General features: G+C 66.8%; 18 protein-coding genes and 1 tRNA gene. 6 read left to right on the top strand and 13 right to left on the bottom strand.

Translation table 11 applies throughout. The features are described 5' to 3' along the window. Positions 1-26 precede the first annotated feature (26 nt). The 3 genes from OQF70_RS11730 (at position 27) to OQF70_RS11720 (ending at position 2629) form a co-directional block, all read left to right on the top strand. On the top strand, positions 27-431 hold the full coding sequence (locus tag OQF70_RS11730) for a DUF192 domain-containing protein (RefSeq protein WP_280537781.1): 405 nt from the start codon (positions 27-29) through the stop codon (positions 429-431). A gap of 131 nt (positions 432-562) precedes the next feature. Next, on the top strand, positions 563-2200 hold the full coding sequence (locus OQF70_RS11725; RefSeq protein ID WP_280537779.1) for a 2-isopropylmalate synthase: 1638 nt from the start codon (positions 563-565) through the stop codon (positions 2198-2200). Between the two features lie 120 nt (positions 2201-2320). Further along, positions 2321-2629, top strand: coding sequence for a hypothetical protein (locus tag OQF70_RS11720; protein WP_280537777.1), 309 nt, complete (start codon positions 2321-2323; stop codon positions 2627-2629). Positions 2630-2659: 30 nt separating this feature from the next. Here the strand turns inward: OQF70_RS11720 and OQF70_RS11715 are convergent. Further along, positions 2660-2744: transfer RNA gene (locus OQF70_RS11715), tRNA-Ser, on the bottom strand. A 114-nt stretch (positions 2745-2858) separates the two neighbouring features. Here OQF70_RS11715 and OQF70_RS11710 point away from each other — a divergent pair. The 3 genes from OQF70_RS11710 to OQF70_RS11700 all read left to right on the top strand — a co-directional run bounded on the left by OQF70_RS11710 (position 2859) and on the right by OQF70_RS11700 (position 5204). After that, positions 2859-3626: an AAA family ATPase gene (locus OQF70_RS11710; protein WP_280537776.1), complete on the top strand. Its 768-nt coding sequence runs from the start codon at positions 2859-2861 to the stop codon at positions 3624-3626. Beyond that, a complete protein-coding gene (locus OQF70_RS11705) occupies positions 3623-4417 on the top strand; it encodes a hypothetical protein (protein WP_303651091.1) in 795 nt (264 codons plus the stop codon). The genes OQF70_RS11710 and OQF70_RS11705 overlap by 4 nt, the downstream gene beginning before the upstream one ends. A gap of 70 nt (positions 4418-4487) precedes the next feature. Continuing rightward, entirely contained in the window at positions 4488-5204 is a 717-nt protein-coding gene (locus OQF70_RS11700; RefSeq protein ID WP_321169496.1) for a hypothetical protein, read from the top strand. A 72-nt stretch (positions 5205-5276) separates the two neighbouring features. On the opposite strand, the gene OQF70_RS11695 is transcribed toward OQF70_RS11700, so the two are convergent. The 12 genes from OQF70_RS11695 to OQF70_RS11640 all read right to left on the bottom strand — a co-directional run. After that, on the bottom strand, positions 5277-5936 hold the full coding sequence (locus tag OQF70_RS11695) for a cyclodeaminase/cyclohydrolase family protein (RefSeq protein WP_280537774.1): 660 nt from the start codon (positions 5934-5936) through the stop codon (positions 5277-5279). A 96-nt stretch (positions 5937-6032) separates the two neighbouring features. Further along, positions 6033-6836 carry an SWIM zinc finger family protein gene (locus tag OQF70_RS11690; RefSeq protein WP_280537772.1) on the bottom strand — a complete coding sequence of 268 codons (804 nt, stop codon included), beginning with the start codon at positions 6834-6836 and terminating at the stop codon, positions 6033-6035. An 88-nt stretch (positions 6837-6924) separates the two neighbouring features. Next, entirely contained in the window at positions 6925-8097 is a 1173-nt protein-coding gene (locus OQF70_RS11685) for a hypothetical protein (protein WP_280537770.1), read from the bottom strand. 84 nt (positions 8098-8181) lie between these two features. Beyond that, on the bottom strand, positions 8182-8763 hold the full coding sequence (locus OQF70_RS11680) for a 2Fe-2S iron-sulfur cluster-binding protein (protein ID WP_280537769.1): 582 nt from the start codon (positions 8761-8763) through the stop codon (positions 8182-8184). A gap of 262 nt (positions 8764-9025) precedes the next feature. Beyond that, the gene (thsA, locus tag OQF70_RS11675) at positions 9026-10675 is read right to left on the bottom strand and encodes a thermosome subunit alpha (RefSeq protein ID WP_280537819.1); all 1650 of its coding nucleotides are present in this window, start codon (positions 10673-10675) and stop codon (positions 9026-9028) included. A 348-nt stretch (positions 10676-11023) separates the two neighbouring features. Then, the gene (locus OQF70_RS11670; protein WP_280537768.1) at positions 11024-11566 is read right to left on the bottom strand and encodes a KH domain-containing protein; all 543 of its coding nucleotides are present in this window, start codon (positions 11564-11566) and stop codon (positions 11024-11026) included. Between the two features lie 128 nt (positions 11567-11694). Further along, positions 11695-13431 carry an archaellar assembly protein FlaJ gene (gene flaJ, locus OQF70_RS11665; protein ID WP_280537767.1) on the bottom strand — a complete coding sequence of 579 codons (1737 nt, stop codon included), beginning with the start codon at positions 13429-13431 and terminating at the stop codon, positions 11695-11697. Positions 13432-13447: 16 nt separating this feature from the next. Then, positions 13448-15115 (bottom strand): type II/IV secretion system ATPase subunit, encoded by a 1668-nt coding sequence (locus tag OQF70_RS11660; RefSeq protein WP_280537765.1) that lies wholly within the window; start codon positions 15113-15115, stop codon positions 13448-13450. Positions 15116-15127: 12 nt separating this feature from the next. Continuing rightward, positions 15128-15877 (bottom strand): ATPase domain-containing protein, encoded by a 750-nt coding sequence (locus tag OQF70_RS11655; protein WP_280537763.1) that lies wholly within the window; start codon positions 15875-15877, stop codon positions 15128-15130. 68 nt (positions 15878-15945) lie between these two features. Further along, a complete protein-coding gene (locus tag OQF70_RS11650; protein WP_280537762.1) occupies positions 15946-16410 on the bottom strand; it encodes a flagellar protein G in 465 nt (154 codons plus the stop codon). Further along, entirely contained in the window at positions 16411-16869 is a 459-nt protein-coding gene (locus OQF70_RS11645; protein ID WP_280537761.1) for a flagellin, read from the bottom strand. It lies immediately after the preceding gene. Next, on the bottom strand, positions 16859-18540 hold a 1682-nt coding region (locus tag OQF70_RS11640), incomplete at its 5' end, for a FlaD/FlaE family flagellar protein (RefSeq protein ID WP_280537760.1). The genes OQF70_RS11645 and OQF70_RS11640, both read right to left, overlap by 11 nt.

Below are 18540 nucleotides of genomic sequence, written 5' to 3'. Positions count from 1 at the left end.
TTCAGCTTTCCGCACCAGTTCCACCGGTGTCCCCCCGACTCGTTCATCGTCCCGCCGCCGAAGGGGATCGTCACTCGTCGCTCGAAGTCGCTCCCCTCGCCACCAGGGTCGACCGTGCCGACTCGTTTCTCTCGCGGGCCCGTGGACTGATGTTTCGTCGATCGATCCCCGACGAGTACGCGCTCGTGTTTCCGTTCGGGGAACCGAAATCGCGGACGCTGCATATGGCGTTCGTTCCGTTCGCGATCGACGCCGTCTGGGTCATCGACGGGGAGGTAACCGCAGTCACCCGGCTGCGTCCCTTCCTCGGGTTCGGCCGCGGCCGCGGCGACGCCGTCATCGAACTGCCTGCCGGCGCGGCCGCCGCCGTCGAGCCGGGCGACCGGATCGAACTCGTCCACCCGGACGGGACGACCGACGTTCCCGGGTGACGACGACGTAGACGTAGGCGGTCGTCTCCGAGACATCGTTTCGGCCCCTTCTCGGTGATCGATCGTTCGAAAACCCGATACCTTATTAGGATGGGCACCGTTCACACGAACACGAATGACACGAGATACTCGTGGTAATTCGGAGGATAGAGGAAGTCGCCACACGGCGGCTGGCCGTGAAATTCTCCGGTAACACCGACTACCCGGCTCGTCCTTCTCACGACGGGCCAGCAGACGATGCCGTTCTCACACCGCTTTCCGATCGCGATTCCGTTCGACTGCTCGACACCACGTTACGCGACGGCGAGCAGATGCCGGGCGTCTCGTTGACTCCCGAGCGGAAGCTCGAGATCGCGCGTGAACTCGACGCCACCGGCGTCCACGTGATCGAGGCGGGGTCGGCGTGCACCTCCGAGGGTGAACGCGAGGGGATCCGGCGGGTCGCCAACGCCGGGCTCGACGCGACGGTGACGAGCTTCGCCCGCGGCGTGCAGGCGGACATCGACCACGCCCTCGACTGTGACGTCGACGGCGTCAACCTCGTCGTGCCGGCCTCGGACCGACACGTCGAGACGAAGGTCGGGTCGACCCGCGAAGACGTACTGACGAACGTCGAGGAGCTCATCGCGTACGCCAAGGACCACGGCCTCTGGGTCGAGCTGCTCGGTGAGGACGGCTCCCGAGCGGACCGGTCGTACCTCCACCGAATGGCCGAGACGGGCCACGACGCCGGCGCTGACCGGTTCTGTTACTGTGACACCGTCGGCGCCGCCAGTCCCGAACGCACCTTCGAGATCGTCTCCGGCCTCGCCGACCTCGGCCCGACCGGCGTGCACACCCACGACGACCTCGGGTTCGGAATGGCGAACGTTCACGCCGGCCTCCGTGCGGGTGCGGACTTCGTCCACGCCACGGTCAACGGCGTGGGCGAGCGCGCAGGCAACGTCGCGCTCGAGGAGGTCGCCATCGCGCTGGACCGGTGTTACGACGTCGAGACCGTCGAGCTCGAGCGGCTGTACCGACTCGCCCGGCTCGTTTCGGAGGCGACGGGCGTGTCGCTGCCGCCGAACAAGGCGGTCTGCGGGGCGAACGCTTTCGCCCACGAGTCCGGCATCCACACGGACGGCACGCTCAAGGACGGCGCGATGTACGAGCCGTATCCGCCCGAGGTCGTCGGGCGTGAGCGCCGGCTCGTGCTCGGCAAACACGCCGGTCGCGCCGGCGTGGCGGCCGCGCTGTCGGAACACGACGTCGACGTCGACGAGGACGAGCTCTCGGCGATCGTCGAGCACGTCAAGGATCTCGGCGACCGCGGCAAGCGCGTCACCGACGCCGACCTGTTGGCGATCGCCGACGACGTCCAGGAACGCGATCGCGACCGCCAGGTCGAACTGCTCGATCTCACCGCGTCCTCCGGGTCCGGCCTCCCGACCGCTTCGGTCCGACTGCGCGTCGGCGGCGAGGAACGTGTGGCCTCCGGTCACGGTTCCGGGCCGGTCGATGCGGCCGTCACGGCGGTCCGCGAGGCGCTCGCCGACGAGAACGTCGAGTTCGAGCTCGACTCCTACCACGTCGACGCGATCACCGGCGGGACCGACGCCGTCGTCACCGTCGTCGTCGAGCTCTCGCGTGGCGATCGGACCGTCACCGTCGAGGCCGCCGAGGCCGACATCACCCGCGCGAGCGTGATCGCGATGGTTGACGCACTCGACCGGCTCTGTGGCGACGTGCTTGAGTCGGGCGCCGAACCCGCCCCGGCTGACGACTGACCACGGTTCCGCTCGTCGGTCGTCGGGTGCATGCGTCTCCGTTTCCGCGACCGCCGATCGCTGCCTGCACCGGACGTGCGTCTGACGGGGTTTTTATTCGATCGCCGTCCACGACCGCGTGTGAGCGTCGTCGTCGCGATCAAGCCGTCCGCACGCAAACGAAACGCGAAGGCCGGGACGCTCGTCTTCGAGGACGGCGTCCGCCATTCCTTCCCGAGTCGTGACGCCGCCGAGCGGTGGGCTGATGACCTGTCGGCCGGTGACGGCCACGTTTGGGTCGCGACGGCTCATCCCGCAGACGACAGCCCGGTCGACTGTTATCTCGTCTCGCGGGCGACGAACGCGAAGCTCGAGGCGGCCTACGACAAGCGTCGTCGACGAACACGCGGCGATCTGAAACCGGATCAACGGTCGCTGGACGGAGCGTGACCTCGGCGTTCGAGCACGAAGACGAAAAAGCGCCGAGGAAGGGATTTGAACCCTTGAGTCCGAACGGACAGCAGATTTCGAATCTGCCGCCTTGGCCAGGCTAGGCTACCTCGGCTCGTTCGGGCGTAATCGCGGTCCGATGAAAGGGGTTTCGATTCCGGCTCCGTCCCCTCGGTCGATCCCGCGGCGTCCCGTGTCACTTTTAGGACATCGCGGTTAGGTGCGATCAATGGTCGAAGCGTTCGCGGTCGCCAGCGGGAAGGGCGGGACCGGTAAGACGACGAGCACCCTCGCGCTCGGAATGGCGCTGGCTGCAGAACACGACGTGACCGTCATCGACGCCGACACCGGGATGGCGAACCTGCTGTTTCACGCGGGACTGGCGGACGTGGAGGTGACCCTCCACGACCTGCTCGTCGCCGAAACCGCAACGAGCGTGGCGGACGCGACCTACGACCGCTTCGGGATGTCGGTCGTCCCCTGTGGGACCTCGCTTGCGGGGTTCGACCGGGCCGATCCGGGGCGACTGCGGGACGTCGTCGCCGAGCTGGCGGCTGACGCCGACGTCATCCTGTTGGACTCGCCGGCTGCGCTCGGGTCGAAATCCGCGGTCCTCCCGGTCGTCCTGGCCGATCGCGTCATCATCGTGGTCCAGCCGACGATCCCCGCGCTCTCGGACGGCCTGAAGGTGCAGGAGTACGCCCGCTCGTACGGCACCGGAACCGCCGGCGTCCTGTTCAACAAGGTTCGCGAGGACATCGATCGGATCGCCGAGCAGGCCGACCGCCACTTCGGCGGACCGACCCTGGCACGGATCCCCGCCGCCGACGTCGTGCGGAGCGCGCGACAGGCGGGTGAACCGCTGCTGTCACACGCGCCCGACAGTCCCGCGGCGTCGGCGTTCCGGCGCGCGGCGTCGTCGATCACGGTTCGGGAGGGTGGCGGTGCGGATCTCGCCGACCGATTCCGGAGCGCCGTCGTTCCGGAGACGATATGACCGACGCCGAGCCGCCGCCCGACTCGGGCACTCTCGGCGCGGAGCCGTCCGAGTCGGGCTCCGTGAACGCGGAGCGTTCGCTCACGCTCGATCATCTTCCGGTTCCCAACGGCGATCTCCGCCGGTCACGGGTGCTCACCGATCCGGGCGTGGTGTTGCGCTCGGTCCTCGAGGCGGGAATGGACGGCTACCTCACGCTCGTCCCCCAGGAGACGCTGTTGCTCGGCGGGGACGCACGGGCGGTTATCACCTTCGCGGACGGCGTGCCGACGGTCGCGTACAACACGGAGACCGACCGGGGTGGAACCGCGGCGCTCGCCGACGTCGCGCTCACCGGTCCCTATCGGGTCGAGGTGTACGAGCTTCCGCCGGACGCGCTCCAAGCGGTCCACGACGACGAGACGCTTGCGGTTCCACCGGGGGCTCCCGCTCGGGAGCTGGCCGACGACGCGGCGTTGGCCGATCGAACGCGTGAGCACGCGCCCGCGGACCGGTCGGTCGGGAAAACGCCACGCGAGGAGCCGAGCGCCGTCGAGGCGTTTCTGGCCGACGAGGACCGGATCGCGGCCATCCGCGATCAGGCACGCGCGGAGGCGGCCGACCGGGCCGCCGAGTGGGGATTGGACGGACTCGCGACCGAGACGGACGCGACCGAGACCCCGACGGACGATCATCCCGCATCTCCCGGTGCCGATCGCGACGTCGAGACGCCCGCCCGACGTGACGACGTGGAGGGTGGTGACTCGGCGAGGGAGGGGCCGCCCGGCGCGGCGAACCCACGGAATCCGTAGACTTACGGGGATCGCGCCGGCCAGGGGCTCGTGTATGTCGACGACATCGATACGCGCGACGGTCGGCGGGCTGGGACGACGCGCCAACCCGGCCTTCGCCGGCGGCGTCGTGCTCTTTGCGGTGTGTGCGCTCGGCTACGCCGTGACGGCCGCGTCGCTGCAACACCACATCTACATCCACGTGATGGCGGGGATCCTCTGGACCGGCATCGACGTCTTCCTCGGCGCGGTCCTCGGCCCCGTGGTCGGTGGGCTCGACGAGGAGCAAAGCGCCGCGGTCTTCGAGCGATTGACCCCGAAAACCGCCTTTCTGTTGCCCTCGATGGCGCTCGTGACGATCGCCTCGGGGATCGTCCTCGCGCAGCGACTGGGGCTGTTCCCGAACGCCGAGCCCTGGCTTGCGGCGTTCACGGCCGTCACCCTCGTGCCGGTTCTGCTGTGTTTGGGTTGGCGGTTCGATGCCTTCGACGACCGCCGCTGGCAGGTTCCGTTCGCGGTCGTCGCCGTCGGATCGCTGGCGTGGGTCGCAACGACGATCGGGTCGCTGCAGCCGACGACTCCCGCGGTCGTCCTCGCGCTGGCGATCGTAACGGTGCTCTCGGTCCAGGGGTTCGGATTCCTGTTGCCCGGCGAGGTCCGGATGTATCAGGAGATGACCTCGCCGGACCCCGATCCGGGCGTCATCGCCGCGATCGGCCGACAGAACGCGAAACTCGGCGGCGTCCAGGGCGGCTTCCAGCTGGCGTTGATCCTCGTGATGGTCTCTCTCCGGTTCGGTGGCTTCTGAGCGGACGCCGGCCGTCAGATCGGTTCGGGCGTGAACGCACGGGTGCGTTCGGGACCACTACCGTCACCACCGTCACTCCCGATCCGCAGTGACGTCCGCCGAACACACGGCGGCGAGGGATCGGTCCGCGTCCGCCTCGATCGCGTCCGCCCGCTCGGCGAACGCCGCTGCCGGCTCGTCCTCGAGGTGATCGAGGTTGGCACGAACGGTCGCGACCGACGCGTGCACTGCGGCGTGTGCGAGGAACGCGCCGGTTACCCCGTCAGGAACGGCGTTCCGAGTACCGTGCTCGGTCACCGCGATCGCATCCACCAGCACGTCGCGGGCTGTGGCCGCCGTCTCGATCGGCACCTCGGTGGCTCGTTTCGCGGCCTCGTGCTGGCGATCCGGGCTGCCGTCGGCCGCGAAGGCCTCCCCGACGGCATCGACGGCGGCGACGTCCGCGTCCGCGAGATCGAGAAGCCGCTCGCGGCGGCTCTCGAAGGCGTTTCGGAGCACGATGAAGTCCGGGGGCGACGTCTCGGCGTTCGCCCGCCCCGGATTCGTGGCCGTTTCCGTGGCGTTCGCCGGAGCGCGGTCGTCCCCGTGTTCGATCGTGTGGATACAGACCATTCCACAGAGCGCAGCCCCCATCGCGCCGCCGATCGCTGCGACCGCGCCGCCGCTTGGCGTCACGCGGGCCGAGGCGACGTCCGAAAGGAACGCGCCGATGGGTTGGTCGGCGATCGTCATCGTGCGCCCGTCGCTTCAGTCGGTCCTGTTCGTGACGTCGTCGAGTCGTCCATATCGATCCCCTCCGGGGCGTCCCGAGTAAGCCTTTTCCCGACTTCATTCGGTGTGGTCGCGTAGCTCCGCGGCCGCCCGCTCGAAGCGCTCGGCGAGGAACGGCGTGCCGGACGTTGCCCGGTCCTCGAGGAACGAAACGGCGGTATCGACGGCGTCGTCGGTCGCTGCGGCCGCGACGCAGTCGACGTAGCCGTCGAGCGCCGCCGTGAACGCCCTCGTGAAGTGGTCGTACGAGCCGTCGACCAGTTCCATATGGTCGTCGAGCGATTCGGTCAGGCCACGGTACACCGTCGCCGCCGCCAGGTGGCGACCGTGGCTGCGGTGCGTCTCCGCAAGCTCCAGGAACTCGTCGAGGTCGACCGGCTCGAAGACGACGTCGTAGTCCGGGTTCGTCTCCTCGAACCGGCGGTCGATCTCGGCGCGGATCCCGTCGACTGATCGCGTCCCCTCCTCGTCGGACCGGGCGAGGAATCGGTCACGGAGGCCGGCATCGGTCGCGATCGCCTCGCGCAGGAACGCGCGGAGCGCTTCGGGATCGGCGGCCTCGAGGACGGGATCGATCCGGTCGGCCTCGTCCGGCGGGAGATCCTCGACGCACCGTAACAGCACGGCGACGACGTGTTTGCACGCACCGGGCCCGTCGTACGGACAGCTACATCTCGGGTCGAACCCGTCGGCCACGAGGTCGACGCGAACGTCGTAGTGCCGGCTGCCCCGTACGATCGCCGTCACCGCGTCGTCGAATCGGTGGATCTCGCGTATCCGGCCCTCTGCGTGGTAGTTCTCGCCGCGTTCGTAGACGGCATCCGTACAGATCCCATAGATCGCGTCCGTCGATACCGTCATTCCCGTGCTCGACATCGTCGTGGTGGCACCAAACGGTTACGCATACCCCGTCTCGGGCCGGGGCCAGGTCGACGTCCGGTTCGGTTCCTCAGTCGCGCCCCGAAAGCGTCGATCGGGGATACAGCGCGTCGTCGACGAGGAAGTCCTCGTGGAACGTGCGCAGTTCCGCCGCGGCCTCGGCGACGATCTCTGCCGGCGTCGATCCGGAACACTCGTGGACGACGATCGCCTTCTTGTACTCCGTCTCGTCAGCCCTCACGACGGTCCTCGCGCCGGTTTCGAGCCACTGCCGCATCTCGGCGGGACGGTCGGTTCGGGCGATCCCGTCCGTCCACTGATTGAAGCTGTTCATCGATGCCCACAGCTCCAGATCCCGGTCGGCGGCGTACGCGAGGAGGTCATCGAGCCGGTCGGCGACGTACTCCCGATGCACCTCGACTTCCCGGACGTTGAACACGACCCCGACGTGGACGTCGTGGGTCTCGGTGTCCACCGTGACCGTCAGGTACGACCGCTGGCGCTTCCAGTCGTCCTCGCGGGACGAGCGCACGAACGGGACGTCGAGGCGCTTGGGGACGAGCCGTTTCCAGGAGGTCGGCTCCGGGTCGGTCGTCGTGGAGGTGTGTATCTTCCCGGGCTGTTCGAGGTCCGTGTCGGTCAGTTCCTGTCTGAGGTCCCGGATGAAGTAGCGATACTGGAGCTTGTCGGCGTGGTCGAAGCCTGTAAACGGGTGCATTCCTTCCGCCTCGAAGAGGTCCTGCAGCATTTCGCAGATCGGGCGTTGTTCGGGCGTGAGATCGTCGACGTCGGTTCGGATGAGCTTCCGCGCGACCGTGTTCCATCCGACCCAGTACACCCGATCGTCGTCGATCCGTTCGACTGCGCTCGGCGGCGTCGTGTGTGGGGTCACCGCGACGAGGACGACGTCGCGTCCGTCCGCGTTCAGCTCCAGCTTCGCGAGTTCGTCCCGGAGCTGGGTCGTGCCCAGCGAGTCGCCGTACTTCGACTCGTACCCGATGAGCCGGTCCGGGTCGCGGACGACCCAGTCGATCTCCCGATCCGGGCCGTCGTCGGTGTACCGCGGAAGCGGCGCGTCCTGGGTCCCGACGACGCGGGCGCCCTCGGCGATCGAGAACGGCTGGTCCTCGTGGATCCGGTTCAACAGCTCCGGGCCGATCCGAAGGCTGTACGCGAGATAGCCGGCGAACTGCCGGTTGAGTCGTTCCTCGTACCCATTCGGCGCGGCGAACGGATAGCCCATTCGTGTGGTGAACGTTCCCGTGATGGGAGAAAAGTCGATCGGAAATCGGTCGGTTGCGGCGTCGAAACCCGGGCGTGTCGATCGTTACGGCGCTTCGCCGGTTTCGATGCTGAAGGAGTCGCGCGGATACGCGACGCAGGTGAGCGTGTAGCCGTCCTCGATCTCGGCCTCGCCGAGCATCTGCTGGTCGTCGTGGACGACGAAGTCCTCGGAGGGACCGTCGGTGATGTGGGCCGCACAGGAGACACACTGGCCCTGCCGGCAGGCGTAGGGCATGTCCCAGCCCTGGTCCTCGCCCTGGTCGAGGATCGGCTCGTCGTTCGCGATCTCGACCGTCTCGCCCTCCTTGACGAACTCGACCTCGTAGTACTCGACCTCGTCCTCGGGGATGTCGCCGGGGCCGGCGGACTCCTCGGCGCCGCCCTCCTCGAGCTCGCCGGTCTCGCCCTCGGCGCCGCCGCCGACCGCGACGGCGCCGCCACCGCCGCCGATCGCGCGGTTCATCGGCTCGGGGAAGTCGGTTTCGGGCACGGTGGCCGCGCGGCGCTCGAGCACCTCCTCGGAGATGTCCTCCGCCGGGCTCCAGCCGGTTCCCTCGAGGGAGGAGAAGAACACGACGACGAGCACGATCGCCGTCGCGACTCCGATCGCCAGTGGATCAACCATACGTGCGAGTACGAAGAGGTCCCATAAGGGGGTTTTGATCGGTCCGAGTCGCTGGGAGGCGGGCGATCCGATCGAGACCACGGCGACGATCGGAGGAGATAGCACGGATGAGCAGTGCCGCCGCTGGCCGGAGAATTCCGATAAAACGTGAGAACGAAACGGCGGTTCACGATCGGCGTGACCTCGCGGCCGGACGCGATCGGGGTGACGGCGGAGCAGCGATCGTCGAGTGAGCGGATGGGTATGACCTATCGGCCGACGCTTACATTGCGCCGCCCATACCGCCCATGCCGCCCATGCCGCCCATACCGCCGGCACCGCCGGGCGCGCCCGCGTCGTCGCCGCCGTCGTCGGAGCTGCCGCCCTTGAGGTCGCCAGCAGCGATGACGTCGTCGATGCGGAGGATCATCACGGCCGCCTCGGTGGCGGACTCGATGGCCTGGGTCTTCACGCCGAGGGGCTCGACGACGCCCTCCTCCTCCATGTCGATCACGTCGCCGGTGTAGGCGTCGAGGCCGGCGCCGAGCTCGCCACCGTCGTGGCGGGAACGGAGGTCGACAAGCGAGTCGATGGGGTCGAGACCGGCGTTCTCGGCGAGGGTGCGCGGGATGACCTCCAGCGCGTCGGCGAACGCCTCGACGGCCAGCTGCTCGCGGCCGCCGACGGAGTCGGCGAAGTCACGCAGCTGGAGCGCCAGTTCCGTTTCGGGTGCGCCGCCGCCGGGCAGGACCGCGCCCTCGAGCAGCGTCGTCCGGACGACGCCGAGCGAGTCGTCGACCGCGCGCTCGACCTCGTCGACCACGTGCTCGGTGCCGCCGCGCAGGATGAGCGTGACCGAGCGGGCCTGCTCGACGTCCTCGACGAAGATGCGCTCGTCGCCGCCGACGTCCTTCTGGGCGACGGAGCCGGCGAAGCCGAGGTCGTCCTCCTCGAGGTCCTCGAGGGTGGCGACGATCTGGCCGCCGGTCGCGCGGGCAAGCCGATTGAGGTCGTCAGACTTGGCGCGACGGATCGCGAGGATGCCCTCCTTGGCGAGGTAGTGCTGGGCCATGTCGTCGATGCCGCCGTCCACGAAGACGACGTCGGCGCCGACGTCCACGAGCTGGTCGACCATCTCGCGCAGCTGTTTTTCTTCCTGGTCGAGGAACTGCTGGAGCTGGTCGGGGTCGGTGACGTTGACCTCGGTGTCGATCTCCGTCTCCTGGACCTCGATGGCGCCGTCGAAGAGCGCGACGTTCGCGTCCTCGACCGCGTAGGGCATGTTCTCGTTGACGCGCTCCTTGTCGACGATGACGCCCTCGACGAGCTCGGACTCATCGATGGAGCCGCCGACGACCTTCTCGACGGAGACGTTCTCCGTGTCGATGCCGTCGTCGTCGGCCACGGCGAGCACCGCGTCAACGACGAGGTCAGCGAGCTCGTCCTTGGCGGACTCGGCGCCCTTGCCGGTCATCGCCGTCGCGGCGATCTCGGTGAGCGTCTCGCGGTCGTCCTCGGTGACCTCGATGGCCTCGCCCTCGAGGATCTCCTTGGCCTTCGCGGCGGCCTGTCGGAATCCCTGTGCGAGCGTGGTCGCGTGGATGTCCTGGTCGAGAAGTTCCTCGGCCTGATCGAGGAGTTCTCCGGCCACGACGACGGCGGTAGTCGTTCCGTCCCCGACTTCCTCCTCCTGTGTCTCGGAGACTTCGACGATCATGTTCGCCGCCGGGTGGTCGATGTCCATCTCCTTGAGGATGGTCACGCCATCGTTCGTGACGACGACGCCGCCCGTCGAGTCGACGAGCATCTTGTCCATCCCCTTCGGGCCAAGCGTCGTTCGGACGGACTCGGCGACGGCCTTGCCGGCCGTGATGTTCATCGTCTGCGCGTCCTTGCCGGACGTGCGCTGTGATTCCTCGGAAAGTACGATCATCGGCTGGTTGCCCATTCGCTGTCGCTGACTCATAGTACAGAGTGTGATTGTCTGTAGTTCTATAAAAGGCTTATGCTACCGGTTGGACGAAGCGCCCAACGGGGGAGGGAAAAATCCGTGTGGTATACGTTCTCACAGTCCGATTTATAAGTGGTAGTTGCTGACGAACACACCCGCGTTTATCCGATCGACCCGACACCGAGCAGCTCGTGACCCAACGGCGGACCGGTCGGTTCCCGGTGCCGTGCTTCGTGGTTCCGGTCACGATGCGGACGAGGATGCGGCTCCGGTCACGGTGGAGGCCGGGAGGTGGCTCCGGTCACGGTGGAGGCCGGGAGGTGGCCCCGGTCACTGCGGAGCCGAGAAGTCGACGTCGTCATCGAGCTCGTTCGATTTGCGCTCGAGGAAGGAATAGACCGCACCGTGGGGGGCGCCGTCGAGCAGCATCCCGACCGCGCGCCGGACCGCCGAGACCTCCTCGGCGTCGCCGATGATGCCGACGGTCGAGCCGTAGACGACGACCTCGGCACCGGTCAGTTCCTCCATCAGCTCGCGCGTCCGGCCGTTTTCGCCGATGATCCGGCCCTTCTTCCGTTGCATATCGTTGTCGTTTCGCGTGTGGTCCGCCAGGTCGATCAGCTCGAACCGCCGCAAGTCGTGGTCAAAAAGCGAGAGCGCGACTTCCGGGGTGAACCCGCGGCCGATCGCCTTGACGATGTCCGGAGCCACCAGCGCCGTGACCGGATCGCCGGTCGAGTCGATCGCCACCGACCCCGTCTCGGAATCGACGTCGAGGCGGACGTCGGCACGATCCTCCACCTCGCGCAGCGTCTCGCCGCCCTCGCCGATGAGGACGCCGATACGGTCTTGCGGAACCGTTACGTGTCTCATACCCTCGATTATTCGCGGATGGTTTTAAGGGTGTTCTCGTCGGCGTCCCCGTGAGGACCGCTGGCGCGGCTCGCGTCGATCCACACGAGTAAACCACCCTCCGGCAGGAGCGTCGTTCCGCGGGATCGTCACACCGCCAGCAGGTCGCCGACCAACGCGCGCGTGCCGATCGCGGTCAGACAGCCCAACCAGGTCAGCACCACGAAGTGGATGTAGCCGTTCGCGGGGTTGCCGCCGTCGATCGTTCGGATCATCATCGCCGAGAGCACGGCGTTGAACAGCACGATGGTCAACAAGAGAAACTCGATGAGCGGAAGGTCGTAGACGCCGGCGTAGATGATCTGCCCGATCTCCATCGAATCCAAGGAGAGATCGGCCGAGAGATCCGTGAGGATCGCGACGATCTCGAGCCCGATGAAGAACGCGAACGTCGCCGCCGCCGTGATCCCGTAGATCAGCCCGATCAGCGTCACGGCCGACTGGCGCCGCTGTTCGCGCAGTTGGATGACGACGTTCATGTTCGCCGAGATGAGCTCGCCGAGCTGTTTGGGGTCGCCACCCATTCGCCGCCCGACCAGGTACATCTCCGAGAACTTCTGAATGAGGTACGACCGCGTGTCGATCGCGAACCGTCGCCAGGCACCCTCCGGCTCGATCCGCATCTGTAATCGGCGGTAGAGGCGCTCGATCGACGGCGAGAGCGCGCCGAAGTCCTTCTCACGGAGCGACTCGAGCACCTTCGACGTCGTCGACTGCTTGGCGCTCTCGGTCGCCCCAAGCGCCCGGATGAACGACGGAAACTCCTCGTCGCGGGCGGTGATCGCCGACTCCTCACGCCGAAGGATCACCCCGGTGAAGAACAGCGGCGTCAGCGGGACACAGATGTACAGCGGAAGCGGCGTCGAATCGAGGAACCACAACAGTCCTGGAAGCCCAGGGCCGATGCCGTTCATCCCGAGACCGGTGATCGCGATGAGCACGATCGACCCGACTGCTCCAACGCCGAGGGCGGTATAGAGCCGACGATCGCCGGGCGCACCGCCCTCCGGATGGTACCAGATCGGGTCGTACGGCGCCATCATCCGGATCACGACGTAAAAGCCCGACTGAACCAGCACGAACAGGACGATCACGGCGATCACCGTGAGCGTGGGATCGGTCCCGGTCAGGATCGGCAACACGACCGCGAACACGAGCGCGAAGGTCATGGAGAGGATCATCGACATGTACAGGTCCTTCATCACCTCCAGGTTCGCGAGCGCGGATTCATAGAGCGTCTCGTAGTTCGACAGCATCACGTCCTGTTCGGACAGCAGGAACTCCTCGAGCGGCTGGCCGGCCCCGATCGTGTAGCCGAGTCGCTCGAAGAAGTCGGCCATCGTCTTCGAGGGGACCTCCTTGGCGCGGCGGCGACACGCGTCGTCGAGACTCTGGTTCCACGTGTCGACGAGGTGGACGACGCGACCGATCTCCTCGGCGGCGACGCCGTACTCCTCCTCCCGGGAGAGCGTCCGAAACACCTCCATCCGGTCGATGTTCGTCGTCGACAGAACCGTCATGTGCGTCATCACCAGGTGGAGCTGGTTCTCGATGTGCGCCTTTCGGCTGTTGATGTAGAGTTTCGGGTACACCGCCGCCGCCGAAAAGACCACGAGCCCGATGCCGATCACGGGCAGCGTCACCGTCAGCGGCAGCGACACCGTGACGGCGACGACGGTCGAAAGGAGGAGAAACAGCGTCGCCGGGAGGAGGATGTAGCCGACGTACTCCCGCCTGTCGACGTCGAGTTTGTCGTACGACTCCAGCAGGTCCGAGACGAACTCCAGGGCGTTCGAGATTCCGGTTCCGGCCTTATCGACGGACATCCCTGACTCGATCCTCCTAGCGGCGGCTCATATCGAACGGGAGTCCCTCGATCCCGTCGCGCTGGAACGCGGTGATCGCCTCGTTCACCTCGTGGTAGCCGACGATCCCCTCCTGGATCATTCGTTCCGTGAGCGACGCACGGAACTGGAGATCGTCGTAGATGTCGCGGGTGTCGGCGTAGCCGAGCAGCGTCGCGATCTGCTCTTCGAGGACGTAGGAGTTGTTCATCCCCTGGAAGACGATCTGGTCCTCAACGGGGTCCCAGCTGAACACCTCACGCGTGATGACGCCGTCCATCTCCTTGGAGTACCCCTCGATCTCCTGAACACTCGTCACCCGGCGTAACACCTCATCGCCCTGCTTGACCCGGTTCTGGAACAGTGCGACGTCGGCGTTGTCCATGAACGTCTCGGGGACGTTGATCGGGTCGGAGGTGAACCGCTGGATCATCGAGACGATGTCGCTCGCGTGGAAGGTCAACATCACGGGGTGACCCGTCTGGGCGGCCTGGAACGCCATCCGCCCCTCGGCGCCGCGGACCTCGCCGACGATGATGTAGTCGGGCCGCGACCGCAGCGCCGCCGCGACCAGGTCGAACATATCGACGTCGACGGAGCCTTCGCCGCCGCCCTCGCGGGTCAACAGCTGCTGCCAGGTGTTGTGCGGCGGGATCACCTCCGCCGTGTCCTCTGCGGTGTAGATCTTCGAGTCCCGCGGGATGTACGAGAGGACGGCGTTGAGCGTGGTCGTCTTCCCCGATGCGGTTTCCCCGACGACGAACACCGTCTGTTCGTTCTCCAGACACAACCAGAGATACGCCGCAAGCTCCGGCGAGAGCGTCCCCCACTCCGTGATCTGGTTGATCGACAGCGGCGTCTCGCTGCCCTGCCGGATCGTCAGCGAGGACCCCTTGATCGAGATGTCGTCCGAGTAGATGATGTTGATGCGTGACCCGTCGGGTAGCGTCGAGTCGACGATCGGGTCCGCATCGGAAACCGGATCGCCGATCCGTTCGCCCATGTTTCGCAGCCAGTTGTCGAAGTTCGATCGGCTCCCGAAATCGACCGTGGTCTCCAACATCCCGAAGACGCTGTGGTCGACGTGACACTCGTGGGGACCGATGACGTGGATGTCCTCGTTGGCCGAGTCACGCATCACCGGTTCGAGCGGCCCGTAGCCGACGATGTCGCGTGCAAGCCGGTAACGGATGCTCTCGTAGGTCTCCGGCGTCACGGTGAGCGAGCCCCAGTCGAGCGCATGTCGGATCCGGCCGAGTCGGCCGGTTTCACCAGTCTTCACCGTGGTGACCTCCGCCAACAGCGTGTCGATTAGCTCGTTGTACTCGGCCTCCGTTTCGGGGGCTCGGTAGCCGCCGGAGACCGTCAGCAGGCGGTCCTTGACGTCGGTGAGGGTCTGTTCCTCCGCACCGGTGAGCTCCGGCTCGATGGCGTAGTACTTCGTGTCCTGTCCGAGGTCGCCGTAGATGTGACAGAATATCGGTCCCCCGACCGGGTAGAGGACGTTCGGTCGGTCGGTCTCGTACTCGTCTTTCGCCTCCTCGATCAGCGTCGGGAACTCCCCCGTGATCTGCCGGAACTTCCGGAGGTGCTGCATCAGGTGTGGCCGACGCTGTGCCACCTGCCGGAGTTCCTTCGACGGCCTGACGGTACCCTGTTCTGTCATACTGCGTTCTTCCTAGGCGACGTTCCGGCTCTCGACGACGACGCCGGTTCCGGACCGGACCGAGTAACCGATCGTGTCTCCCACCTGCTCGCCCATTCCGGCGAACCGCTTGACGCTTATCTGTCGCCGCACTTCGCTGCCGACCTCTATCATCTCGAGCTGGAGGAAGACGTCCGCGATCGCGCGGAACGGTCCGATCGCGTCCTCGTCGATCGCCGAGGGGTCGATCGTCAACACGATCACTTTCCCCTGGGAGATGACGTCCCGGAAGAACGAGATGATCTCGAGGGCGGCCTGTCGCTCCTCGTTCTTCCGGATCAGTGACTCGAAGGTCGGATCGTTCCGGAGGATCGAATCGAACGTGTCGATGAAGATCACGTCCGTGTTCCACATCACCTCCGCGTTCATCAGCCGGGTCAACAGCTGCATCCGTTCGCCGGCTTCCTCCGAAAACGCCCCGCCGGAGTTGAAATCGGCGTGGAGGAACAGCAGCTGTTCGTTCAACAACGGGCGGACGACGTCGTAGGACAGCGAGTGCATCTGGTCGAGGAACCCTCGGATCGTCAGCTCCGTCGACAGCATCGTCACCGTCGCTCCCTCCTCGAGCAGCCCGTAGGCGAACCGCTGGGAGAGCGCCGACTTCCCGGCGCCGTAATCGCCCTCCATCAGGACGATGCTCCCGCGGGGGATCCCGCCGCCGAGCTCCATGTTCACCCGGTCGTGGCTCTCGAGCCCCAACGACAGCAGGTTATCTCGGGGCATCGGTTTCCTCCGTTTCGGTAGTCCCTGTTTCGATGTCCTTCATCTCGGTGTCCTCCGTCTCGGCATCCTCATTCGTGTCTGAACTCGAATACTTCCTCGTCGCCGTTCACCGTCAGGTGGATCCGGTGGTCGCCCGTGTCGATCGACCCGACGTCGATCGTGTACTCGAGGACGTCCCCCCGTCCCCAGGAGTCCCCGGAACCGCCGTGCAGCGTCGTCTCCATACTTCCGGAGCCGACGAACACGCCGTCGAAGACGACCACCGCCTCCGAACCGTCCGGGGCGAGCCGCTGTGTTCCCGTGTTCTTTACGAGCAGGGTCACCGTATCGTTCCCCGAGTCGTAGACGTTCGAGCTGCCCGCATCCGAGACGATCGTCACGTCGGTTCGGATGTCCTCGGAGACATCCATACTGGTCGCCTCGATCGCCGCGTTGACCCGGTCGACCTCGGTGGTCACCGTCCCGACGACGCCGGCGGCGATGACGAGGCTCGCGATGAAGAGGATCATGTGTGAGATGGAGACGCTCGCCATCTAGGCGGCCACCACCGTTCCGCGGACCTGGATCCCGGATTCGGTCGCAACGAGCACCGCGTTCTCTCCATCGCTCGGCACCGAGAACCGGAGCCGTTCGCCCGGCAGCCACAGCTCCGTTTCCGTATCGCCGGTCGAGGGATCCGCGTCCGCGTCGTAGACGGTCGTCTCGCTCGGATCCACGCTCACGTACTCGTTGTCCGCGACGAGCGTCGTTCGCGGGACCGGGATCGACTCCGCCCCCGTGTTCTCGACCGTGACGTTCAGCGTCGTCCCGTCGTCGGTGGCGTTCACGAACGTCACGTCGACGTTCTCCCGCTCGAGCGCGCGGTCGTGGGACGTCTCCTGTGCGCTCGTCACCCGGTCGAATCCGTTCTCGGCGACGGGGTACATCGCCCCGAACGCGATGAACAGCCCGGCGGCGATGATGGCCGCCGACGCGGAGACGCTAATTCCCATCCGGCTCCCTCCGCGATGTCGGTCGTGTCGCGTCGCGATCGACGTTGCTGGGGGCCCGTTTCGGGTCCCGTTTCCGCTCCCGCTCCGTCTTCCGATCCGGGTCCCGCTCCCGTCCCTGGCGCGGCTGCGACGGTCGGTCGTCCTCCGACGATGCCGACGGGGTCGACGGGGACGGATGGTGGCCGTTTCCGAGGCGTTCGTCCCCGGACCGGCCGTCGCCGGGCCACTCGTTCCCCAGTTCCCCGACGAGGTCCGCCGGCAGCCCCTCCATCCCGCGTTCGTCGCCCGATCTCGCCTCGTCGATCGAGGTCGGACCGTCGCCTGCAGCCGATCCATCCCCGTCCGGCTGCGCCCCCGGAAGCAGCACTCGGTCGGTCAGATCGTCCCACCGCTCGACGAGCACGTCCCGCGTGGTCGCCTCGTTGAGCTGGATGATGTACCGGAGGCTCCGCGTGTGGTGGTCCCGATCGAGCTCGTCGGTTCCCGGCCGGACCACGACGTTCCGGTCGACCTGTCCGAACCCCGCGAGGAAGTCCCGCAGTCGCTCGGCGACCGACGGCGACACCCAGTCGATCCGCTCGTAATACCGGATCGCGCGCGCAGCATCCGTCACCGTCGCCGTCTCGACGAGGTACTCGAGCCACTCCATCACGAGGAGGTCACCGACGTACCCCTCGGGCAGCGACCGCAGGTACGGGTCCCGCCGGGCGGGCTCGAGGTCCTCGTCATCGACGTACTCGAAGCCGTCGTCGACCCCGTTTTCGGGTCGCGTGTCCTCGACCTCGCGTCGCGTCCGCTCCGTCTCGACGCGGTCGGCGGGTGGGTTGGTGACCTCAGGCTCCGGTTCCGATTTCGGTTTCGGTTCCGAGTCCGGATCCGTCTCGGGCTTGTTCGGTCGCTCGGACTCCGTGACCGGAACCGATCCGGTACTCATCCGTACCGGGCCGGGGTTCCTCGTCGACGTCGCCGTCGTGTCAGCACCGCCGCGGTCGTATTCGGCCTTGAGGTCGCTGAAGCTCTTCGACCCATCGGTCGTTGCGTCCGGTTCCGAACGCCTCGTCGTTGGCTCCGAGTCCGCCGTTGTTTCCGGTTCCGAACGCCTCGTCGTTGGCTCCGAGTCCGCCGTTGTTTCCGGTTCCGAACGCCTCGTCGTTGGCTCCGAGTTCGCCGTTGTTTCCGGTTCCGATGCCGGTTCCGGATCGATCGAATCGGCGGAGTCCGTCTCCAGCTCCTGCTCCGGTTCGATCTCGTCGTTCGTCGGCTCGCCGGGGTCCTCCACTGGCGATCCCTCGTCGGTCGGGTCCGCGTTACCACTCCCCTCGAACTCGAGATCCTGCCCCGGGTCCGTCGTCGCGTCGTTTCCCCCCTGTTCGAACAGTCCGAGCGTGGTCTCATTCCCCCCCGAATTGAACCCGTTGCCGTCGAAGCCGTCCACCTCGTCGGCAAACGGGTTGACGCCCTGGGTCACCATCTCGTAGATCCCGAGCAGGTTTCGGATGTCCTCCTCGATCTCCTCGACGGTTCCCTGGACCGATTCGTTCTCCGACCGGACCGTCGAGACGGTGGCGTCGATCGCGTCGACGTCGTTCTCGAGCTCCTCGACGCGGCGCTCGAGCTCGAGCGTGTCGACCCCGCCGCCGCCGCCGTCGAGACTGTCCCCCCAGTCCCCAC

It is taken from the genome of Halopenitus sp. POP-27 (assembly GCF_029889855.1).
In the GTDB taxonomy this organism is placed as follows: domain Archaea; phylum Halobacteriota; class Halobacteria; order Halobacteriales; family Haloferacaceae; genus Halopenitus; species Halopenitus malekzadehii.
The sequence above is the reverse complement of the archived record's forward strand: the minus strand, read 5'-3'. Positions and strand labels throughout refer to the sequence as shown.

What these genes read in the sequence shown, in the direction of transcription:
- OQF70_RS11680 (WP_280537769.1), bottom strand. Translation starts at nt 8,763, where the DNA reads ATGGTTGATCCACTGGCGATCGGAGTCGCGACGGCGATCGTGCTCGTC.
- OQF70_RS11670 (WP_280537768.1), bottom strand. Translation starts at nt 11,566, where the DNA reads ATGAGACACGTAACGGTTCCGCAAGACCGTATCGGCGTCCTCATCGGC.
- OQF70_RS11705 (WP_303651091.1), top strand. Translation starts at nt 3,623, where the DNA reads ATGACCGACGCCGAGCCGCCGCCCGACTCGGGCACTCTCGGCGCGGAG.
- OQF70_RS11645 (WP_280537761.1), bottom strand. Translation starts at nt 16,869, where the DNA reads ATGGGAATTAGCGTCTCCGCGTCGGCGGCCATCATCGCCGCCGGGCTG.
- OQF70_RS11660 (WP_280537765.1), bottom strand. Translation starts at nt 15,115, where the DNA reads ATGACAGAACAGGGTACCGTCAGGCCGTCGAAGGAACTCCGGCAGGTG.
- OQF70_RS11710 (WP_280537776.1), top strand. Translation starts at nt 2,859, where the DNA reads ATGGTCGAAGCGTTCGCGGTCGCCAGCGGGAAGGGCGGGACCGGTAAG.
- OQF70_RS11690 (WP_280537772.1), bottom strand. Translation starts at nt 6,836, where the DNA reads ATGACGGTATCGACGGACGCGATCTATGGGATCTGTACGGATGCCGTC.
- OQF70_RS11655 (WP_280537763.1), bottom strand. Translation starts at nt 15,877, where the DNA reads ATGCCCCGAGATAACCTGCTGTCGTTGGGGCTCGAGAGCCACGACCGG.
- OQF70_RS11650 (WP_280537762.1), bottom strand. Translation starts at nt 16,410, where the DNA reads ATGGCGAGCGTCTCCATCTCACACATGATCCTCTTCATCGCGAGCCTC.
- flaJ (WP_280537767.1), bottom strand. Translation starts at nt 13,431, where the DNA reads ATGTCCGTCGATAAGGCCGGAACCGGAATCTCGAACGCCCTGGAGTTC.
- thsA (WP_280537819.1), bottom strand. Translation starts at nt 10,675, where the DNA reads ATGATCGTACTTTCCGAGGAATCACAGCGCACGTCCGGCAAGGACGCG.
- OQF70_RS11695 (WP_280537774.1), bottom strand. Translation starts at nt 5,936, where the DNA reads ATGACGATCGCCGACCAACCCATCGGCGCGTTCCTTTCGGACGTCGCC.
- OQF70_RS11685 (WP_280537770.1), bottom strand. Translation starts at nt 8,097, where the DNA reads ATGGGCTATCCGTTCGCCGCGCCGAATGGGTACGAGGAACGACTCAAC.